The organism is Microbulbifer mixtoriginis (SeqCode) (assembly GCF_052468275.1).
Genome location: NZ_CP174341.1, coordinates 122,501 through 142,606 on the forward strand (window position 1 = coordinate 122,501; position 20,106 = coordinate 142,606).

The following is a 20,106-nucleotide window of genomic DNA, read 5'->3' on the forward strand; positions in this document are numbered from 1 at the left end:
GGGGTCAAGCCAGATAGTACCGCTTTCCGTTTTACCAAACTTGGTACCATCCGCCTTTGTCACTAATGGCAAGGTCAAACCATAAACTTTACCGCGGTGCTGGCGACGGGTCAGATCAACACCGCCGGTAATATTACCCCACTGGTCGGAACCGCCGATCTGCAACGTGCAACTATTGCGTTTGTACAGCTCGGAAAAATCCATGGACTGCAGCAACATATAGGAAAATTCAGTAAAGGAGATACCTTCTCCCTCTCTCTGAATGCGCTGCTTAACCGATTCTTTATTCACCATATTGTTGACAGAGAAATGTTTTCCCACGTCACGGAGAAAGTCGAGCACGTTCAGCTCACGTGTCCAGTCCAGATTATTTGCTACCAGTGCGCTGTTTTCACCACAGTCAAAATCGATAAACTGGGAAACTTGGTTCTTCAACTTCTCAACCCAGCCGGCAACCACATCCGGGGTATTTAGACTGCGCTCTTGGGCTTTAAAAGACGGATCCCCGATTAAACCGGTAGCACCGCCCACCAAAGCAATCGGTTGGTGACCTGCCGCCTGAAACCTCTTCAAAGTCAACAATGGTACTAGACTGCCTATATGAAGGGAGTCTGCGGTGGGATCAAAGCCACAATAAAGGGTTCGGCTCTCAGACAAATGCTGCGTAAGTTCGCCGTCACCAGTCGCCTGATTGATTAATCCGCGACGGTCCAAGTCTTCAAGCAGTGTCATGTCGACCCCAGCCATGCTTTCCCCTCATATTTAGGCTTGAAAATAGCGCCACCGGGCGGCGGCAAAATGCGCTGCAACATTACCGAACTTTTTGGCAAATACAAGCGGGCCTTATAGCCCCATTGAAATGATGAAATAAGTGCTGAGGAACTAATTCATGGAGATATGGGTCAATTACCCAGTGAACCCAGGCGGCTTTTTTGCTATAAAGTCTCTTCAATGCCTGTTTTTTAAACACTCATTACTCCAAGCGCAGATAACAACCACAGCCGGCGCCGCCCGTTAATACCATGCAGAATCATCGCAAACCGACATCCCGTGTCCGTATAGGCGCCTTGCCCAAACATTTTCCCCGCGTACATGCGCTCACGGCTAGTGCCGCGGCCTGTGTGCTGGTGTTGGCAGTTTTTATTCCAACGCCGGAAGTGGAAGCCAAGCGAATGCCGCTTCCCGTCAATTTATCTTCAACTGAAGAGACCGTGACCGATCAGCAACCCGTGCATGTTGAGAAAGTTGCTCCCGAGCAAGGTATTGCATTAGCCACAGCAGCTGTGGCTAAAGTACAGTCATTAAGCTTGACCGTACGTAATGGTGACACTCTATCCGACCTGTTTAAGCGCGCCAAAGTGAGCGCCGGGGAGATGTATCAACTACTGGGTAGTGGCAAGGAAGCGAAAAAATTAGCGCGACTTAATCCTGGCGAAGAATTGACCTTTACAGTCAATGCGGATGGAAAATTGCAGGGTTTAGCGCTGCAAAAAGACCAACTCAGTCAGGTCAGATTTACCCGCGATGCAGAAAGCAGGTTCCAACACGATTTAGTCCAGCGTGAACCCGACAGCCATCCCGCTTATCGCCAGGGACAAATTGATAGCTCATTATTTGTTGCCGGTAGTGATGCCGGTTTGAGCGATAGCCTGATCATGGAAATGGCCGATGTCTTCAGTTCGGATATCGATTTCGCACTGGATATTCGCAAAGGTGACAGTTTCAGTGTGATGTTTGAAGAAAAATTCCTCGACGGAGAGAAAATCGGCAATGGTCCTATTCTCGCCGTCAGCTTTACCAATCAGGGAAATACTTACAGCGCAGTTCGCTATGTCGATAGTAGTGGCGATGCCAATTACTTCACACCTGAAGGTAAAAGCATGCGCAAGGCGTTTATTCGCACGCCATTGGATATAGTGCGTATCAGCTCACACTTTAATCCTCGCCGTCTACATCCAGTGTTCAAGTCGCGTCGTCCTCACAACGGTACCGATTATGCTGCTCCGCGCGGCACTCCAGTTTACTCAACGGGCGACGGCCGAGTCATTGCATCCGGCTACAGTAAGCCCAATGGCAACTATGTATTTATTCAGCATGGCGAACGCTACGTTACCCGCTATTTGCACCTAACAAAGCGTAAAGTGAAGAGAGGCCAACGAGTAAAACAGCGCCAGGTTATTGGCACTGTCGGCTCTACTGGCTATGCCACCGGCCCCCACTTGCACTATGAATTCCTGGTGGACGGCAGACACCGCAACCCGGCCACGATCGTGCGTAAACTGCCCAAGGCCAAGTCTGTGCCCTCAGCGGAAATGACGCGCTTTAAAAACCAAACCCAACCGCTGCTGGCTAAGCTGGAAAATTATCAGGGCCCCGCCCTGGCAAAACTCGAAGACGACAACTAAACAAGCACTATTTTTATGTCCGATCTTTTTATCGGCCTGATGTCCGGTACCAGCGTCGATGCTATCGACGCGGTACTGGTCGACTTTGGCGGCGAAGAGAAAATCAAGCCGCGCATCCTGGCAGCTCTAAGCCACCCTATCCACCCTTCATTGCGCAGTGCCATCCTCGCTCTATGCTCTCCAGGTCCCTCAGAATTAGACCGTGCGGGACAGCTGGATCGACAGCTCGGCCAAGTATTTGCCGAGGCTACGAATACCCTATTAGCTCGTGCCGGTATAGAACCGAGCGATGTCACCGCAGTCGGCAGCCACGGACAAACTGTCAGGCACCGGCCACCCGGCACCGTTAGCTCCCCCTTTACCCTACAGTTGGGCGACCCCAACACCATTGCGGCACTGACGGGTATTAGCACTGTCGCAGATTTTCGTCGACGCGATATGGCCCTGGGAGGCCAAGGGGCACCATTGATGCCCGCCTTCCACCGCGCCGCATTCAAAACCGAAGGCAACCGTGCCGTTGTCAATATTGGCGGCATGGCCAATATCACCGAGCTGAAAGCCGATGGCAGCATTTGTGGTTACGATACTGGCCCCGGCAATGCCCTACTGGATTACTGGGTAGGTCTGCACAAAAAACAACCTTTCGATCGGGACGGCGGCTGGGCAGCCAGCGGACGCGTAAGTCCCGAGTTGCTCAATCGTTTGATGTCAGCCCCCTACTTCTCCGCTGAGCCTCCCAAGAGCACTGGGCGTGAAACTTTCAATGCCAACTGGCTAGAACAGGCCCTGGCTGGGCTAGAGTTAGCTCCCGCAGACGTACAGGCAACTCTATCGGAAGTTACCGCTGCGAGTATTGCTGAAGCCGTGCATTCATTCGCTGATGGTGGAGAGTTGCTAATATGCGGTGGCGGGGCCAGGAATAAAGATTTGTTATCCAGGTTGCAGAGGCGATTGCCCACTTGGTCGATTACCGATACCGGCACCTATGGTATTGATGCCGATTGGCTTGAGGCAGTGGGCTTTGCTTGGTTGGCACGGCAGACATTACTCGGCCTGCCCGGTAATTGCCCCGGTGTGACCGGAGCAAAAAAAGAAGCCGTGCTAGGGGCTATCTATCCCCCTTAAGCGGCTAGCTGACGAGCGGCTCAGATTGAGAAAGATGAGCCGCAGCCACAGGTCGAAGAGGCATTGGGGTTTTGCACCACAAAGCGGGAACCGGCTAGTCCCTCCTCGTAGTCCACATTGGCACCCACTAAATAGGGGTAGCTCATCGCATCAACCAGTACCTGGATACCATCCTTTTCGATAATGGCATCGTCTTCGGCAACCAGTTCATCGAAGGTAAAACCGTACTGGAATCCAGAGCAGCCGCCACCGGTTACAAAGACCCTGAGCTTTAATTCCGGGTTGCCCTCCTCTTCCAACAGGCTCTTGACCTTAGCCACCGCTTTATCGGTGACCACTAGTGGTGCAGGAGAAAAGGATACAGCTTCTGACATAAGTCTCTCTCAACTCATCGGGACGTTCGCAGCTCGTATAAAAACCATACTGAGCACAGCCTCGGGGGCGTCATCTTGCTTAAACCCAGCAAATCAGTCAAGTATTTGGCACAACAGACCCCAGCATCAGTGAGAACTGGGGCAGTAATTTACGGTTTAGTTTAAGAGGCTTCTATCACCGTCTCGTCTTCGGAATACCCAATCATAGGGGGCTCACCCGCAGAACTGAGGTCGGCATTGGAAACCAAGGCGCCATTGACCTGGGCACCTTTCATCATCTCAATCAACTTGTAGTGTACATTGCCCTCTACCATCGCCTTGGACGCCAATTCCAAATGGCGGGCAGCGAATACATCTCCACTCACATTACCATTGATGACCACCTGGGGCACACGGATTTCTCCCTCTATAACGCCACCCTCGACAATCTGTAAGCGGGCATCGCTGTCGCTATGAGCGGAAACATTGCCCTTTACTTTGCCCTCGATTACCAGGTTACCTCGAAAGTGTATATCGCCAGTGACTTCCGTCTGGCGCGCGATCAGAGTGGTATGGTTACTACCGGTGCTGGCCATAGTTACGTGCTTCTCTTTTTTTCTTAACATAATCCCTAAAACCTCATGCCTTTGGCATCAATGCTAGCTTTTCTGTACCAACCAGCCGTAGCGCTGTTCAATATTGAAACCCGTGCGCCCACTGGATTTGAGCGACAGCTCCACACCCTCTGGAATAAATCCTTCCGGTAGGCTCAACTCACCCTCAATGTTCTGAAAATATTTAAAACGCAGCGGTATAGACTCTGTATCCACCTGCTCCGATAAGTCTTTGAGGGCGTAGCGCATTGGCTCACCATCTTGACGACCCACAACTGTAAAAGTGGCAGCCCCCTTGATTACATTGCGGCGCGCTGCCGACTGCTGCACTTGCAGCTTGTACTGATAGCTGCGCGCATCAGCAGTCTGGGAGAGAATAAAACGTCCAATTGAAACCCCTTCCCCTCCTTCTGCTGGCGCCATGACCCCTCGATAAAAAGAGATTTCCTGCTTCAGCTCGGCAATCTGACTCTCTTTCTGCACCAACTCAGTTCGCACCGCTTCACTGGCCTGCTCACCGATTACCAAAGACTGCTCGGCGGTAGCTGCACGCAGGCGCAACGCTTCATTCTCGCTATTAAGCGCCACGAGTTTCTCCAGCACCCGGGTGTACTCCAGAGTCTTTTCATCGAGGTTTTTACGTAGATGGTATTGGCCCGCAAAATAAGAGCCAGCAGCGGTGACCAAAACCAACAAGGTGACTCCACCTACGGCAATCACGCCGGAGAAGGGGCGATGAGGCACCACTTTCATACGGTACTGCTTGCTGCCTTTCACTTTGAGCTCCATAAAATTCGCTGGGGCCAAACCGGAGTTGCCGGTTGTCGTAATTTTTTGATTTTAAGGCAGCAGCGCAGGGCTCTCCAAGCCCAACGTCTCAGTTAAGCCAAACATAATGTTCATATTTTGGACCGCCTGAGCCGAGGCGCCCTTGGCAAGATTGTCGATCACCGACATTACCACCAGGGTATCCCGATCCTGAGGCTGCATCACGGAAATCCTGCACATATTTGTTCCGCGCACACTACGGGTTTGAGGGTGACTTCCAGCCGGCAGTACATCCACAAAGGGCTCATCTTTGTAACGCTGCTCAAATAGCATCTGCAATTCACTTGCCGACAGGCTCGCTGAGGAGCTGGTTTTAGCAAAAAGTGTGGCGTGGATGCCCCTGACCATAGGAAGTAGGTGCGGCACAAATGTCACCTTTATCGGGTTGGCACCGAGTGGTTGTATATTCCGCAACCCCTGCTCAATCTCTGGTAAATGGCGATGGCCCGCAGCGGAGTAAGCGCGGAAGTTATCGCTATTTTCCGCCAGAATTAGATCGGTCTTGGCCTGACGCCCGGCACCACTAGCACCACTGGCCGCACTGGCAATCAGTTCTGATGGTTCCACTACCCCCGCTTCCACTAGAGGGATCCAGCCCAACTGAATCGCAGTGGGATAGCAACCGGGACAAGCCACCAGCTGCGCAGCTGCAATATCGGCGCGGTTGACTTCGGGTAACCCGTAAACCGCCTCCTTGGCCAAGGCCGGAGCTGCGTGCTGCTGACCGTACCAGGCTTCCCAGGAGGGAATGTCCTTGAGACGAAAATCAGCGGAGAGGTCGACCACCCGCACGCCGCGTTCAATCAGCGCCGGCACCTGCGCTTGTGCAACTCCATGGGGAGTCGCAAAAAATACAAGATCACAGCTAGCCAGCTGCTCAACATTCGGTTCACAAAAAGCCAGGTCATAATGACCACGCAGACTGGGAAATAATTCTGCGACAGGTGTGCCCTTCAGGGATCGTGAGGTGATTGCGGTTACCTTTACCTGAGGATGTGTCGCCAAAATCCGCAGCAGTTCCACTCCCGTGTAGCCGGTGCCTCCGACAATTGCTACCTTAATCACCTTGCAAAACTCTCCCGATAAATTCGTCAATTGAGACGATAATCATAAAATCAGCCAAGCACTCTAACACAAGCCCCGGACCTTGAAGGATGTGCGGTGTCACAGCGCCCCAGGATTTCACTTAAAAGCACCCTGAGCCGTTACTTACCAAAGACAAACGGCCTGGAACAGATCCGCCTGCAACTCTCTGCCCGGGAAGCCCTGGCACCACTGCTTGGCATGGCTTTGATTACCGGAGCACTCGCCGGTGGAGTCACAGTGTTATTCCGTTTTGCTATGGAGTGGCCGACAACTTTTTTTCTTTCAGTCCCCCAAAATTATGAGTCGTTGCCGCCACAGTGGCGGTTTGCCCTACCGATAATCGGCTCTCTACTCATCGGGGTTATTTACCTGGTGCTCAGTCCCAAGCGCTACGACGTCGGTGTAGTGCATGTGCTCGACCGTCTCTATAACCACCAGGGCAATATGCCGATATCCAACGCAATACTGCAATTTTTCGCCGGTGCCATCGCCCTAATTAGCGGGCATTCGGTCGGGCGAGAAGGCCCAGCCGTACATCTGGGTGCCGCCAGCGGTAGCTGGTTAGCCCGTACACTGCGACTACCCAATAATTCTGCGCGCAACCTGCTCGGTTGTGGTGTTGCCGCCGCGATTGCCGCTTCTTTCAACACCCCCCTGGCCGGTGTGGTATTCGCTATGGAAGTGGTAATGCTGGAATATTCCGTGGCCGGTTTTTTACCGGTTATGTTGGCGGCGGTAACTGGGAGCGCAATCACCCAGCTCACTTTTGGACGCGAACCAGACTTTAATGTGCCGGCAATCCATCTCAACTCCCTGGCCGAATTGCCAATTTTATTTTTGTGTGCACTGGCTATCGGCTTTCTGGCTGCACTTTTCATACTGGCCCACCGCAAACTCACCAAGCAGAATAATCGATCCCCACTATTGCGTTTTTTAGTGGTCGGCCTGGTGACAGGCACCATCGGAATCTGGGTCCCAGAAATTCTCGGTGGGGGCTACGACACATTGCAAATGGCCATGCTGGGAGAGTTGGGCGTAAACACTTTGGTGGTTATTGTTGCGGCCAAGCTGGTTGCCACCGCTCTGGGGTCCGGGTTGGGTATTCCCGGAGGCGTCATTGGACCCAGCCTGATCCTCGGTGCCTGTCTCGGTGGCATCGCCGGCGGCCTTGCCAATATGTGGCTGGGTGAGCACACCGCGAGCCCTGGCTTTTACGCCATGGTGGGTATGGCAGCAATGATGGCTGCCATGCTCAACGCACCCCTCGCCGCTCTACTCGCTATTCTCGAATTGACCTACAACCCCAATGTGCTGTTCCCCGGCATGATGATGATCGTGGTGGCCACCTTGATCAGTCGACAATTTTTCGGCACCCAGGGAATTTACCTGGAGACACTGCGTGCATTAGACAAGGCCGGCACCCCAACCTGGCGTCAGCAGATGCTCAGTGGTGTGGGTGTTGCAAGTCAAATGGATCGGCGTTTTATTGTTGCTCAACAGGAAATTACTGTAGAGCAGGCACAGAGTTACATCGCACAACACCCCCAATGGATATTGATCGACCTATCTAATGAAAAACCGCCTGAACTCTTACGCGCCGCTGACTTGGCTACATTCCTCCAGGGCAGTGGAGAGGAGGGAAGTGAAGAGTCTCTTGTTGAGCACGAACAAAAAATCGGGGAAAAAGCAGCAACTATTGATTTGTTAAAAATTCCCGGTGAGCGCAAACAAATGGCGGAATTAAATTGGCGGGCCACTATGTTGGAGGCCCAGCAGGAACTGAAAAAAACCGGTGCCGACGCTCTCTACATCAGCCGCCATCAGAGCGGTTCTCTGGACAATCGCATCGCGGGCATTATTCTGCCGCTACAGATCGATAACTTTTACCGGAAATAATCGTTTCCGTTTTTATTTTTGAGGGGATATTCCATGTTGTGGATCAAGGCTTTTCACATTATTGCCATGGTATGTTGGTTTGCCGCGCTGTTTTATTTACCGCGTCTTTTCGTCTACCACGTAGATGCTACCGACGCCCTTAGCCGCGATCGTTTCTGCATCATGGAACGGCGACTGTATCGGGGGATCGCCATTCCGGCCATGCTCGCCACCGTCGGCCTGGGTATTTGGCTGTACAGCTTGAATCCCAGCTACTACACCTCAGCCGGCTGGATGCACGCGAAACTCACCTTCGTTGTATTGCTCCTGGCCTATCATCATATGTGTGGCGCCTACGTTCGTAAGTTCGCCCAGGGCACCAATACCCGCAGCGGGCGTTACTTCCGTATCTTTAATGAGGTTCCAACAGTGGCTCTATTCGCCATTGTAATTTTAGCCGTCGTGAAGCCATTTTAATTTGGCGCAAAATCATTCTTTATGTGGGGCTTACAGGAACTAAAATTAGGCGCACAGCAATTGGCAGTCATGTAGATCTTTTATGGATACACCGCAGCCCATTATTTTGACCGTCACCCACCACGACCCCAGTGGCAGCGCAGGAATAGGCGCAGATACAGAAACGGCCGTCAGTTTGGGCTGCCATGCAGCCTCCGTCGTCTCCGCCATCAGCGTTTGCAATACCGGGGAACTGCTCGGCGTAGCGCCAGTGGATGACAGCCTTTTAATTGAGCAGGCCCGCACGGTCCTTGAAGATATGCCGATAGCGGCTATCAAGGTTGGCTATCTCGGTTCGGTGGAAAATGTGCGGGCATTGCACAGCGTGCTGCGCGACTACCCGGACGTTCCAGTCATTATCGACCCAGATGCCACCCTGGCCGATAAAGAGAGTGTACTGGCCCCGCCTCTCTGGGAGGCCATGACCTCTCTGTTATTGCCATATGCCACCATGGTCTGCCCCAACCGCCGTGAGGCGCGCGCCATGGCAGTAGAGGCCGACACCCATGATGCTATGGCCCAGGAATTGTTGGAAAGCGGTTGTCGCTACCTGCTCCTCACCGGAGTACCGCATGAGCAACAACTGCAGAATCGCCTCTACGATGAACGCGGCCTGATCCGTGAATTCCACTGGGAGCGGTTGCCACCTGCAGCCTATGGGGTCTGCGGCACCCTCGCCACCGCCATCGCCTGTCATATCGCCCACGGCCTGACCATCACCGAGACAGTGAGCCGCAGCCAGCAATACGCCTGGAGCGCCATCCGCGACAGCCGTCGTCTGGGGATGGGACGGCCGATTCCCAACCGCTTATTCTGGTGTGAACGCTAGGGCACTTCCCTCCTCATTGCACAATAGGATCCGCACCGACACTAAGGTCGGTGCGACTTACCAGCCAGCCTCCCCTACTGCGCCCTGACTCTTCACGCATTGTCCTTAGAGCTTCACACCCTGATAATGGCCGCTGACTCTTGGCCTTTTTCGCAATTTCTGAATGAATTCTATGAGTAAATCCGAGCAGCTCTTTGCTGAAGCCCAGCAATTTATCCCCGGCGGCGTTAACTCACCGGTGCGCGCTTTCCGCGCTGTGGGCGGCACCCCTCTGTTTATCCGTCGCGCCGAAGGCGCCTACCTCTTCGATGCGGACGATAAGCGTTATATCGACTATGTACAGTCCTGGGGCCCGATGGTGCTGGGTCATGCACACCCGGAAGTGATTGAAGCGGTTGTGGAGCAGGCCCAGTCAGGCCTCAGCTTCGGTGCCCCCACCGAGCTGGAAACCGAGCTTGCCGAAGAGCTCTGCCGCTTGTGGCCCAATATGGACCTGGTGCGCTTCGTCAACTCCGGTACCGAAGCCACCATGAGCGCTATCCGCCTCGCTCGCGGCTTCACCGGGCGCGATAAAATTGTGAAATTTGAGGGCTGCTACCACGGTCATTCCGACTCACTACTGGTCAAAGCCGGCTCTGGAGCCCTAACCATGGGCGTGCCCTCCTCTCCCGGTGTTCCTTCCGCCCTGGCCGACCACACAATTACCCTGAGCTATAACGATGCTGACGGCGTGCGCGCCTGCTTCGATGAAATTGGCGACCAAATTGCCTGTATTATCGTGGAACCCGTTGCCGGCAATATGAACTGTATTCCTCCAGTCCCCGGTTTCCTCGAGACATTGCGCGAAGTCTGCGACCAGCACGGCGCCCTGCTGATTCTCGATGAAGTAATGACGGGCTTCCGTGTAAGCCTTACCGGAGCCCAGGGCCACTTCGGTATCGAGGCGGACCTGACCACCCTAGGTAAGGTTATCGGCGGAGGCATGCCGGTAGGCGCCTTCGGTGGAAAACGCGAAATTATGGAGCAAATCGCCCCCCTGGGACCGGTTTATCAGGCCGGCACTTTATCCGGCAATCCCGTGGCCATGGTTGCGGGCCTAGAAACTTTACGTTTAGTGGAGGAAGCCGGCTTCTATGAGCCTTTAGTAGCCAGAACAGATCGTCTGGTAGAAGGTATCTTGGCCGCAAGTAAAAAGGCCGGTATTCCTATCACCGCCAATAAAGCCGGCAGTATGTTCGGATTCTTCTTTACCGAAGAACCCCAAGTCACCAATTACCAGCAGGTAATGGCCTGTAATAACGAGCGCTTTAATCAATTCTTCCACGGAATGCTTGAGGAAGGCGTATACCTGGCACCCGCTTCCTATGAGGCCGGGTTTATGTCCGCCGCCCATAGCGACGAGGATATCGAAGAGACTATCGCTGCCGCAGAACGCGTCTTCGCCCGGCTCGACTAGCCCTTCTCTCTCAGGCATCCATCGCAGGGTGGGTGCCTGTACGCTCTCCCAGTATCACAACGGCCCCCAAGCACTGTAGATCAACGGCCCCCAAGCACTGTAGATCAACGCTTTGTCGCAGAAACGTTGTTCTTTTGTTATTAGTGATCAAAAATGTATACAAAATGAAAAAGGTATACATTTTGAGAAGCTTGCTTTCCGATACCAGCCTGTCCACGATCAGCGCTGGCTTTATCGCCGTGCTGGTCGCCGTAACCAGCTCCGCAGCCATTGTGTTTGAAGCAGCCCGTACAGCCGGCGCAGACGAGGCGATGATTGCTTCCTGGATCGGTGCTCTGGGATTGGGGATGGGGCTCTCCGGTATCTTCTTCTCCTGGTATTACCGCGCACCGATTGTTACTGCATGGTCGACTCCCGGCGCAGCATTACTAGCAACCAGCCTCAGCGGTATCCCAATTGCTGAGGCCATCGGTGCATTTTTTTTTAGCGCTATGCTGACCCTTGTAGTAGGCCTCTCCGGAGCCTTCGAACGAGTAGCCAGGCTAGTACCCGGCCCAATTGCCGGCGCCATGCTGGCGGGCATATTGCTCCAGTTCGGCCTCGCTACTTTCACCTCATTGCAATCCCAGCCTGTACTAGTGGGTGCGATGTTGTTGGCCTATTTCATCGGGCGGCGCTGGATACCCCGTTACGCCATTATTTTGGTACTCGCTTGTGGGGTGGCTGTCTGCTGGAAACTGCAATTGTTCGCACCTGACCAGATTCACTGGCAGGCTGCGAAGCCCATTTGGGTTACACCGGAATTCAAACTCTCAACCCTAATCAGCGTCGGCATCCCGTTGTTTATCGTCACAATGACTTCTCAATATCTCCCAGGGGCTGCAACCCTGGCCGCCAGTGGTTACCAACGAGTGCCAGTTTCTCCACTGATCAGCGGAACAGGATTAACCAACCTGCTTCTCACTCCTTTCGGCGGCTTCACCCTGACCCTGGCGTCGATTACCGGGGCAATTTGTACCGGACCCGAAGCACACCCCAACCCAGACAAACGCTATACGGCCGGGATTGCCGCGGGCTTCTTCTATCTTCTGGTAGGATTATCCGGCGCCACCGTAGTGGCATTATTCAGTAATTTCCCCAAGGCACTCATAGCCGGCCTGGCTGGCCTGGCGCTGCTTGGGACACTAGGCAACTGCCTAGCGAGTGCTACCGCAGATACAGAAAACCGTGAGGCGGCGCTAATCACCTTTCTTGTCAGCGCTTCAGGCATCAGCTTCTTGGGCATAGGCGCTGCTTTTTGGGGCCTGGTCGGCGGACTGGGCTGTTATTGGTTTTTCAAACAGGATAATAAATAAAGGGCCAATGAACCTTTACGAGAAAATCAAAGCCGATTTACAGCGGGGACGTTTTCCCGCAGGCCAAGCATTGAAGCAGGCTGAATTGGCCGAGTTCTACGAGGTCAGTCGTATTCCCATAAGGGACGCCTTGCAGCGGTTGAAAAATGAAGGCTGGCTATCGCCCCACGGCAAGCGGGGTGTCGCTGTACCCGAGTTCGATCCGTTGGAAGTAGAAGATCTGTACCTGATACGTATGCGTCTGGAACCTCTAATACAGACCTTTGCACAAAAAAAACTCACCGGGGAAATTATCGGTCGGGCACGAGACATTCTCGATACCATGGAGGGGAACCCCAACCTCTCAGCCGAGCAGATCGGCAGTCTTAACTGGCAATTTCACGCCACTATCTACCTCGCCGCAGAGCGCCCCACCCTTTTCGCTACTGTGGAGCATCTGCACAGACAATGTGAGCGCTATATTGGTTACCAATCTCGCAGCCTGGACTACCAAAACACCAGCCAGAAAGAGCATTACGCAATTCTCGAGGCCCTACAACAAAAGAAGGAACAGGAAGCGGCAGCCCTGCTAGCCACGCATATCGAAACCGCCGGCAAGCAATTGGTGTCCTTTCTTCACACCACGCCAAACAGCCTCTAAAGCAAGTTGAGGGAAATCACCGGTGGCGGCAATTTGATATGATGGCCGCCAATTGCGGTCGCGGGATTGCTGCGGCCTTATCGATAGCCGGAGTAATTCCCTATGAGTCAAAATCTCGGCCGCGGAGCCTACCCCAACACCCGCTTGCGCCGCCTGCGCGCGCAGGATTTTTCCCGTCGACTGGTGAGGGAGAATCAGCTCAGCTGCGACGACCTGATCCTGCCCCTGTTTGTCATCGAGGGGCGCAGCGAAACTCAGAGGGTGGCTTCGATGCCCGGCGTCGAGCGCCTCAGTGTGGACCTGTTGGCCAATAAGGCCAAGTCCCTGCAACAGCTCGGTATTCCCGCCGTCGCGCTGTTTCCTGTAGTGGACCCCTCGGTGAAATCCGACTGCGCCAGCGCTGCCCACGATGCCAATGGCCTGGCCCAACGTGCCGTGCGGGAATTGAAGAATGCCGTGCCGGAGTTAGGGGTTATTACCGATGTGGCCCTGGACCCGTTCACCAGCCACGGTCAGGATGGCTTGATGGATCACAGCGGCTATATCATCAATGATGAGACGGTTGAGGTACTGGTACAGCAGGCCCTCTCCCATGCCGCAGCCGGCGCAGATATGGTGGCGCCGTCAGACATGATGGACGGCCGTATCGGCGCTATTCGTACAGCACTTGAAGGCGCCGGGCACAGCAATACCCTGATCATGTCCTATGCTGCCAAATACGCCTCCGCCTACTACGGCCCCTTCCGCGATGCTGTCGGCTCCGCCAGTAACCTCAAGGGGGGCAGCAAAGCCAGTTACCAGATGGACCCCGCCAATTCCGATGAAGCCTTACACGAGTGCGCCCTAGACCTGCAAGAGGGTGCGGATATGGTGATGGTGAAGCCCGGTATGCCCTATTTGGATATCGTGCGCCGGGTGAAAGAAGAGCTGCGAGTACCCACTTTTGCCTACCAGGTAAGCGGCGAGTACGCCATGCATTGCGCCGCGTTTGAAAATGGCTGGCTGCAGCGCGAGGCGGTAATTCTCGAATCCCTATTGGCGTTTAAGCGCGCGGGCGCGGACGGAATCCTCACCTATTTTGCCGAGGAGGCCGCACAGCTACTGCAGGGCTGAACCCTTGTAAATTTTGCGCGGCCTGCGCCGCGCCACCGGTTCAGGGCCATTGGTCTTCCAGCGCGGGGCCCACCGGCTGGGCCTCCTCAACGGGGACACCTCGGTAGTCCACCTCTGTGGACTGTCCGCGAGGGAGCTCCAAAGGCTCCAGACTGGAATCCCCACCCAATGTCTCCGCATCATCACGGCGCAACTGCTCTCGCATTTGATGGCGGCGCTCACTTTCATATTGGCGCCGCTCTGTATCATTGCCCCAACCCGGTGTCATCTGTTCCCTTGGAGCCGCCTCGGACCGCTCATTGCCAAACAGGTTGCGGAACCAGCGCCAGCGGTCGCGCCCGCGACATTCAGGCGCAGGTTGCAAGTGGGTTTCGTAGGAGAAGGGAATCTCATAGCCGCCCCGACAGTAATCCGGGTCCATAAACTGCCCGCGCGCATTCACCTCTTTGAACTCAACACCCCGCGGTGCCTCGACAGGACCATGCTGATGGGGCAACTTGCGCATGATTTCAGTCCAGATCGGCAGAGCTCCGGTAGAACCGGTTAGACGGGTGCGTACGTTGTCATCGCGCCCAAGCCACACCACGGCGGTAACCTCAGGGGAAAACCCTGCAAACCAGCTGTCGCGGTTATTGTTGGTAGTACCCGTCTTACCGGCAAAGGGCACACTACTGGGCAGACGCTTGGCCGACCTGCGCCCAGTGCCTTCGCGCATCGCCTGCTCCAGCCCCCAGCGCAACAAGTAGGCGGGCACCGGATCGACACCACGATTAGTGCGCGGGCGGAAGTGCTGTACCCGCCCTCCCTGTGCATCGGATACAGCCATCAAGGTGCGCGGTTGCACCGTCTCGCCATTATTGGCGATGGTCTGATACATGCCAGCTACCTCAAATGGCGTCATCTCCACTGCGCCTAACAACATTGCAGGCACATGCGGCAGACTAGTATCTACACCCAGGCGTCGAATTGTCTGACGCACATTCTGCAGTCCCAGATCGAGCCCCAGATGGGCAGTAGCCAGATTGTAAGACTTGGCCAAGGCGACATAGAGAGGCACCTGACCGTGGGCGAGCTTATCGAAGTTCTGCGGCATCCATACATCGCCATCGGCTTCCTCAATTCGCACTGGCGCATCGTCGATCAAGGTAGCTAGGTTGTACTCTTCGGGACGCTCCAAGGCAGTTAAGAAGACCGCCGGTTTGATCAGAGAACCCACCTGGCGGCGCGCCTCCAGGGCTCGATTGAAGCCGGGATAATCCGGATCGCGGTCTCCCACCATGGCCAACACATTACCCGTGTTGTTATCTAGCAATACCGTAGCAGCCTGAAGAGTATTCGCCTTAATTTTGCGATCTTTCTCCAACTTCTGTACGCCTTGACTGATGGACTCTTCCGCGAGTTTCTGTACCGAAGGCGCAAGGGTTGTATAAACCCGCAAACCGGTGGTGCGCAGCTCCTCGTAGGAGTAATAAGGACGCAGCTCTGAGAGCAGGCGCTCAGTAAAGGCCGGGTAGGGATTCTGTGCGGTTACACCGCCTTTCACCACACCCAGTGGTTTGGCGGAGTAGTTCTCAAACTCTGCCTGGGTAATCAGGCCCTGCTCGCGCATCAGTTCCAGAACGGTGTTGCGACGCTTCAATGCGCGCTGGGGATGGCGCCAAGGGTTGTAGTAAGAGGCACCCTTGGCCAGCCCCACTAGCAGGGCGACCTGATGGGGCTCCAGAGTATCCAGCGGCTGTTGGAAATAGAACTCCGAGGCCAGGCCAAAGCCATAAATACCTCTGGCTCCCTGCTGGCCCAACCACACCTCATTGATGTACTCCTGCAGGATATAACCCTTGTCGTAGTGTATCTCCATCAATACCGCCATCAAGGCTTCATTGATCTTGCGCTGCAGGCTCGGCTTATGGTCGAAAAAGATATTCTTAACCAGCTGCTGAGTAATGGTTGAGCCGCCCTGCACCAGGCGCCCTGCCTTGATATTCGCCACCATAGCGCGGGCAATACCTCGCGGAGAGATGCCGAAGTGGTTGAGGAAGTCTTGGTCTTCCACCGCTATCAGGGTATTCGCCACCAACGGCGGGATATCCTTGAAACGCACCGGATTGCGATCGTCTCCGCCCCCCAGCAATGAACCGATATTAGCGGCATCCAGGCGGAACTCGGCGATACGCTGCCCATCTTCATTGCGCAGGTTGTCAATTTCATCGTTACGCAGGCGGAAAGTAACCATAGCCGCCGGCTCACGGCCATCGGCATGAATAAAGTCCCGGCGCCAGACCCGGTAATTCATCCCCTCGTGTGTCCAGGCGCCAGGTTCCGTCAGAGTCTTTTGTTTGCGGTAGTTGAGGGCGGCAAACTCGCTTTCCAGCTCATCAGGGTGCATTGCCATGCCTTCGCGCAGTACCAGAGGGCGCGCAAAAACCCGCGCCGGCAACTGGTACTGGCGGCTATCGAGACGCTCCCGCAGCTGTACGTCGAGGTATGCCATATAGCCGGCAAGGGCCATTGCCCCCACCAGGGCCAGCAGGAATAAGAACTTTAACCAGCGGTAGCGTCTTTTCGGTTTTGACGCTTTACTGCGCCGGCGTTTCGTCGAGGCCATATAAGAGTTTTCCAGCTGCCATCTCGGTACATCTCTAGACAGTGGGGATCTTCAGGAGCCTCATCACTATCACAGGCAGGACACCAGCAGGTGGCAGCTCCGCTGGTATCTTGCCGTAGACGCCTGAACCGGCGCCTTGGGGAACATCCGTGAACCGCCAGAATCCGGGCTGAGTATCCCGGTAGTCATACCACAAGCACACAAAGTACCTGTTCGAGGATTGACCGCAATTGCCTCCTATAAGTTCATATTGAGGCATATGACGCCTTTATAAACGCTGACCGCTTTAAGTCAAACCAACCACCTTGCACTTGCCATAATCACAGCCATAATGCGGCGGAAATCTATACAAATCGCCCGAAAAGGATGGATATGCAGCAATATGATCTCTACGGCATCGGCGCCGCCCTCTTGGACACGGAAATTGAGGTATCCGACAAGGATCTTGCGGAGCTCGGTGTTGAAAAGGGGATTATGACCCTAGTGGACGATGCCCGGCAGAAACAGCTGGTAGACGACCTTCGGGACCACATGATCACCGCCAAACGCGCCTGTGGTGGCTCTGGTGCCAATACAGTTATCGCCGCCAGCTATTTTGGCCTGAACACTTTCTATTCCTGCAAAGTTGCCGCCGACGATAACGGAGATTTCTATCGCAGCAACCTCAGCGCCGCTGGCGTTGACTATCCAACCACTTTGCAGCAAGCAGATGGCGGCACTACCGGTAAGTGCCTGGTAATGATTACCCCCGATGCCGAGCGCAGTATGAATACCTACCTGGGTATCAGCGAGCAACTCTCGGTAGCCGAACTGGATAGCGAAGCCCTGAAAGCCTCCAAGTGGGCCTATATCGAAGGTTATCTGGTCTCCTCCGAAACTGGGCGCCGCGCAGCTATCACTCTGCGTGAACAGGCCCAGCAGGCAGGTGTGAAAACCGCGCTGAGCCTTTCAGACCCGGCTATGGTGCAATTCTTTGGCGAGGGCTTGCGAGAAATGATTGGCGGCGGCGTAGATATGCTGTTCTGCAATCGCGATGAGGCACTGGGCTTCACCGGCACCGACTCACTGGATGCCGCGGCAGAAGCAATGAGCGATTACTGCCGCAGCTTTGCCATCACTCTGGGCGCCGATGGTGCGCTACTGTGGGATGGCAGCAAGCAGTACCGAGTTGCCAGTCCGCAGGTGCGCGCAATAGACACCAACGGTGCCGGCGATATGTTCGCAGGCGCATTTCTGTATGCGGTCAACCGGGAGATGGGCTTTGCCGAGGCCGGCGAACTCGCCTGCCGCGCCGCCGCACAGGTAGTCAGCCAATACGGTCCACGACTACAAGCAGAACAACATCCAGAACTATTGGCAGCGGTTATCTGAAGTCAGCGGTAGAGATTGAGAGCGGCCTTTACCGGCCGCTCAGCTTTAAACCTTAGGGCTCACCAATATCGGGCAATTCCGAAGCGGCAGCAATACCGAAGCCCTGGGCGTAATCCACCCCCATACGACAGAGTTTATCCATCAGTTCGGGGCTCTCGACATACTCGGCGATAGTGCTGATCCCCATACGCTTTGCCAGGTGATCAATGGTACTGACCATCGCGCTGTCGATCTCATCCTCAAGCATATTGCGCACAAAGCTCCCGTCGATTTTGAGGAAGTCCACCGGTAACTGACGCAGGTAAGCCAGCGAAGAAACTCCGCGGCCAAAGTCGTCCAGGGCAAAACTACAGCCCGCAGCGCGCAGCTTGTGGATAAAAATCAGAGCCCTTTCAAGGTTGTTGATGGCACTGGTCTCGGTAATCTCAAACTGTACCCTTGAAGGCGTTACCCCCTCCTCACTCATTGATGCAAGTACAAAGTCTGCAAACGTATCATCGCCCAGGCTGATACCGGAAATATTGATGGCATAGCTGGCCGTAGCAATACCGATCAGTTGCTCCTGGGCCATATAACGGAACACGCGCTGAATAACCCAACGATCTACCTCCTCAATTAGGCCATAGCGCTCCGCTGCGGGTAGGAACAAGCCCGGCGAGATCACCCCTCCATCCCGCCCGCGCATGCGTACCAGAATTTCATAGTGATGAATCTGGCGCTCCCCTTTTAGGGAGACCACAGGCTGCCGATAGAGGATCAAGCGATCCTCTCGCAGGGCAGCGTGAATTTCTGCAACCCAAGTGGACTCACGACGCTTTTCCAACGCCTTGCGCGAATCTCCAAACAACTTTATCCGGTTGCGCCCCTGATCCCTGGCTGAGCAGCAGGCATCATTGGCGGTTGCCAGCAGCTGGCTGGCACTGGGGGTGAATCGGTCCACACCCACCACCCCAATTGATATCGCTACACGGCTATCATTACCCTGCCAGTGGAAGCTGAATTCCTGAACAGATTCGCGCAGACGCGCAACCACGCGCCCGCCCTCTTCAAGGGTGCAATCCCGCAGCAAAATGGCGAACTCATCACTGCCCACACGTGCAAACAAATCAGCCCCAGATAAGCCCTTCTGTAGCAGTGCAACCAGTTGCACCAGCAACTGGTCACCGGCGACAAAACCCAGCGTGTCGTTGATTACTTTGAATTGATAGACATCCAAGTATAGGAGTACATGATGCTGACGCTTATCGACGCACTGTGACAGGAGCTTTTGCAATTCGCTCTCGAAATACTGTCGATTGGGTAAGCGGGTTAACGCATCGTGGCTGGTCTGCCAGCTCAGGCGAGTAGACACTCGTCGGGCAGCAGAAGTATCCCGCAAGACCAACACATAATTTTTTAATGTGCCGGCATCCCACAAAGCCATCACCTGCACAGAGACTTCCAGCGGTGGACGGTTTTCCCCGAGTCTCCAAATAAAGGCGCGAACCTCCCGCACGCTGGGTACTTCGTGAGAAGGGGAGTCTGGTATCAGCGCAGGCAACAGGGTGCCCTGACTATCGCGAAGCCGCAGGCCCTCGTTCACAGGCTGACCAGGCAGGAGTCCAACCAGGTCACCACTCATCTCACTGACCAACGGATTGGCATATTGCACAATACCGCGGGGATCGGTGACGATCACTCCATCGGCAATCTCCCCCAGCGCCGCCTCAGCGGCCTGTAGGCTGATCTGCTCACAGGGTTTGAGTTGAGCCTCCAGCTCCCCCAACAAACCGAGGTATTCGGCGGATTGAGTGTCAAATAAGGCCACAGCCACACTCCCAGTGGAAACCGAAATATCCCTGGAAAAGGGTGGCTGGCGCAGCCCTTGTAGGCATCTCACCGCAAGAAATGGCTAAAAATAGCCTTATCATCGCCCAAAATCGCCGATTGTATTCA

General features: G+C 54.7%; 17 protein-coding genes (1 of these 17 running past the window's edge). 10 read left to right on the plus strand and 7 right to left on the minus strand.

Annotation, left to right across the window (positions count from 1 at the left end; translation table 11 throughout):
• A protein-coding gene (tyrS, locus tag ACJJIC_RS00605) for a tyrosine--tRNA ligase (protein ID WP_444887943.1) crosses the window boundary here: on the minus strand, positions 1-747 show its 5' portion. The gene continues 558 nt to the left of window position 1, outside the view; 747 of the gene's 1,305 nt are visible here — the first part of the coding sequence; the start codon lies at positions 745-747; its stop codon lies off the left edge, out of view.
• 275 nt (positions 748-1,022) lie between these two features.
• On the opposite strand from tyrS, the gene ACJJIC_RS00610 reads away from it, so the two are divergent.
• Both ACJJIC_RS00610 and ACJJIC_RS00615 read left to right on the plus strand, forming a co-directional pair.
• Positions 1,023-2,405 carry a peptidoglycan DD-metalloendopeptidase family protein gene (locus tag ACJJIC_RS00610; RefSeq protein WP_252084395.1) on the plus strand — a complete coding sequence of 461 codons (1,383 nt, stop codon included), beginning with the start codon at positions 1,023-1,025 and terminating at the stop codon, positions 2,403-2,405.
• Positions 2,406-2,420: 15 nt separating this feature from the next.
• Positions 2,421-3,530 carry an anhydro-N-acetylmuramic acid kinase gene (locus ACJJIC_RS00615; RefSeq protein ID WP_445357803.1) on the plus strand — a complete coding sequence of 370 codons (1,110 nt, stop codon included), beginning with the start codon at positions 2,421-2,423 and terminating at the stop codon, positions 3,528-3,530.
• Between the two features lie 20 nt (positions 3,531-3,550).
• Here ACJJIC_RS00615 and erpA read toward each other — a convergent pair whose 3' ends face one another.
• The 4 genes from erpA to argC all read right to left on the minus strand — a co-directional run bounded on the left by erpA (position 3,551) and on the right by argC (position 6,390).
• The gene (erpA, locus tag ACJJIC_RS00620) at positions 3,551-3,904 is read right to left on the minus strand and encodes an iron-sulfur cluster insertion protein ErpA (protein ID WP_020411471.1); all 354 of its coding nucleotides are present in this window, start codon (positions 3,902-3,904) and stop codon (positions 3,551-3,553) included.
• Positions 3,905-4,065: 161 nt separating this feature from the next.
• Positions 4,066-4,509, minus strand: a complete 444-nt coding sequence (locus ACJJIC_RS00625; protein WP_252084393.1) for a bactofilin family protein — start codon at positions 4,507-4,509, stop codon at positions 4,066-4,068.
• 33 nt (positions 4,510-4,542) lie between these two features.
• Positions 4,543-5,274, minus strand: coding sequence for a DUF6776 family protein (locus ACJJIC_RS00630; protein ID WP_444908636.1), 732 nt, complete (start codon positions 5,272-5,274; stop codon positions 4,543-4,545).
• A gap of 63 nt (positions 5,275-5,337) precedes the next feature.
• Positions 5,338-6,390, minus strand: a complete 1,053-nt coding sequence (argC, locus tag ACJJIC_RS00635) for an N-acetyl-gamma-glutamyl-phosphate reductase (RefSeq protein WP_444908635.1) — start codon at positions 6,388-6,390, stop codon at positions 5,338-5,340.
• Between the two features lie 96 nt (positions 6,391-6,486).
• Between argC and ACJJIC_RS00640 the strand changes: the two genes are divergently transcribed.
• From ACJJIC_RS00640 to hemB, 7 genes are all read left to right on the plus strand, one after another.
• Positions 6,487-8,307, plus strand: coding sequence for a chloride channel protein (locus tag ACJJIC_RS00640; RefSeq protein ID WP_444908634.1), 1,821 nt, complete (start codon positions 6,487-6,489; stop codon positions 8,305-8,307).
• 33 nt (positions 8,308-8,340) lie between these two features.
• Positions 8,341-8,763, plus strand: a complete 423-nt coding sequence (gene hemJ / locus ACJJIC_RS00645; protein WP_252084389.1) for a protoporphyrinogen oxidase HemJ — start codon at positions 8,341-8,343, stop codon at positions 8,761-8,763.
• Between the two features lie 82 nt (positions 8,764-8,845).
• Positions 8,846-9,631 (plus strand): bifunctional hydroxymethylpyrimidine kinase/phosphomethylpyrimidine kinase, encoded by a 786-nt coding sequence (thiD, locus tag ACJJIC_RS00650; RefSeq protein ID WP_252084388.1) that lies wholly within the window; start codon positions 8,846-8,848, stop codon positions 9,629-9,631.
• Between the two features lie 172 nt (positions 9,632-9,803).
• Complete coding sequence (gene hemL, locus ACJJIC_RS00655; RefSeq protein ID WP_444908633.1) at positions 9,804-11,087, plus strand: glutamate-1-semialdehyde 2,1-aminomutase; 1,284 nt, start codon at positions 9,804-9,806, stop codon at positions 11,085-11,087.
• A gap of 164 nt (positions 11,088-11,251) precedes the next feature.
• Positions 11,252-12,442, plus strand: a complete 1,191-nt coding sequence (locus ACJJIC_RS00660) for a benzoate/H(+) symporter BenE family transporter (protein WP_444908632.1) — start codon at positions 11,252-11,254, stop codon at positions 12,440-12,442.
• 7 nt (positions 12,443-12,449) lie between these two features.
• The gene (locus tag ACJJIC_RS00665) at positions 12,450-13,082 is read left to right on the plus strand and encodes a GntR family transcriptional regulator (RefSeq protein ID WP_444908631.1); all 633 of its coding nucleotides are present in this window, start codon (positions 12,450-12,452) and stop codon (positions 13,080-13,082) included.
• Positions 13,083-13,184: 102 nt separating this feature from the next.
• On the plus strand, positions 13,185-14,195 hold the full coding sequence (gene hemB / locus ACJJIC_RS00670; protein ID WP_444908630.1) for a porphobilinogen synthase: 1,011 nt from the start codon (positions 13,185-13,187) through the stop codon (positions 14,193-14,195).
• A 40-nt stretch (positions 14,196-14,235) separates the two neighbouring features.
• Here hemB and mrcB read toward each other — a convergent pair whose 3' ends face one another.
• On the minus strand, positions 14,236-16,800 hold the full coding sequence (mrcB, locus tag ACJJIC_RS00675) for a penicillin-binding protein 1B (protein ID WP_444903746.1): 2,565 nt from the start codon (positions 16,798-16,800) through the stop codon (positions 14,236-14,238).
• Positions 16,801-17,172: 372 nt separating this feature from the next.
• Here mrcB and ACJJIC_RS00680 point away from each other — a divergent pair, with 372 nt between their 5' ends.
• Positions 17,173-18,171, plus strand: coding sequence for an adenosine kinase (locus ACJJIC_RS00680; RefSeq protein ID WP_444908629.1), 999 nt, complete (start codon positions 17,173-17,175; stop codon positions 18,169-18,171).
• Positions 18,172-18,223: 52 nt separating this feature from the next.
• On the opposite strand, the gene ACJJIC_RS00685 is transcribed toward ACJJIC_RS00680, so the two are convergent.
• Positions 18,224-19,978, minus strand: a complete 1,755-nt coding sequence (locus ACJJIC_RS00685; protein WP_444908628.1) for an EAL domain-containing protein — start codon at positions 19,976-19,978, stop codon at positions 18,224-18,226.
• Positions 19,979-20,106: the final 128 nt, after the last annotated feature.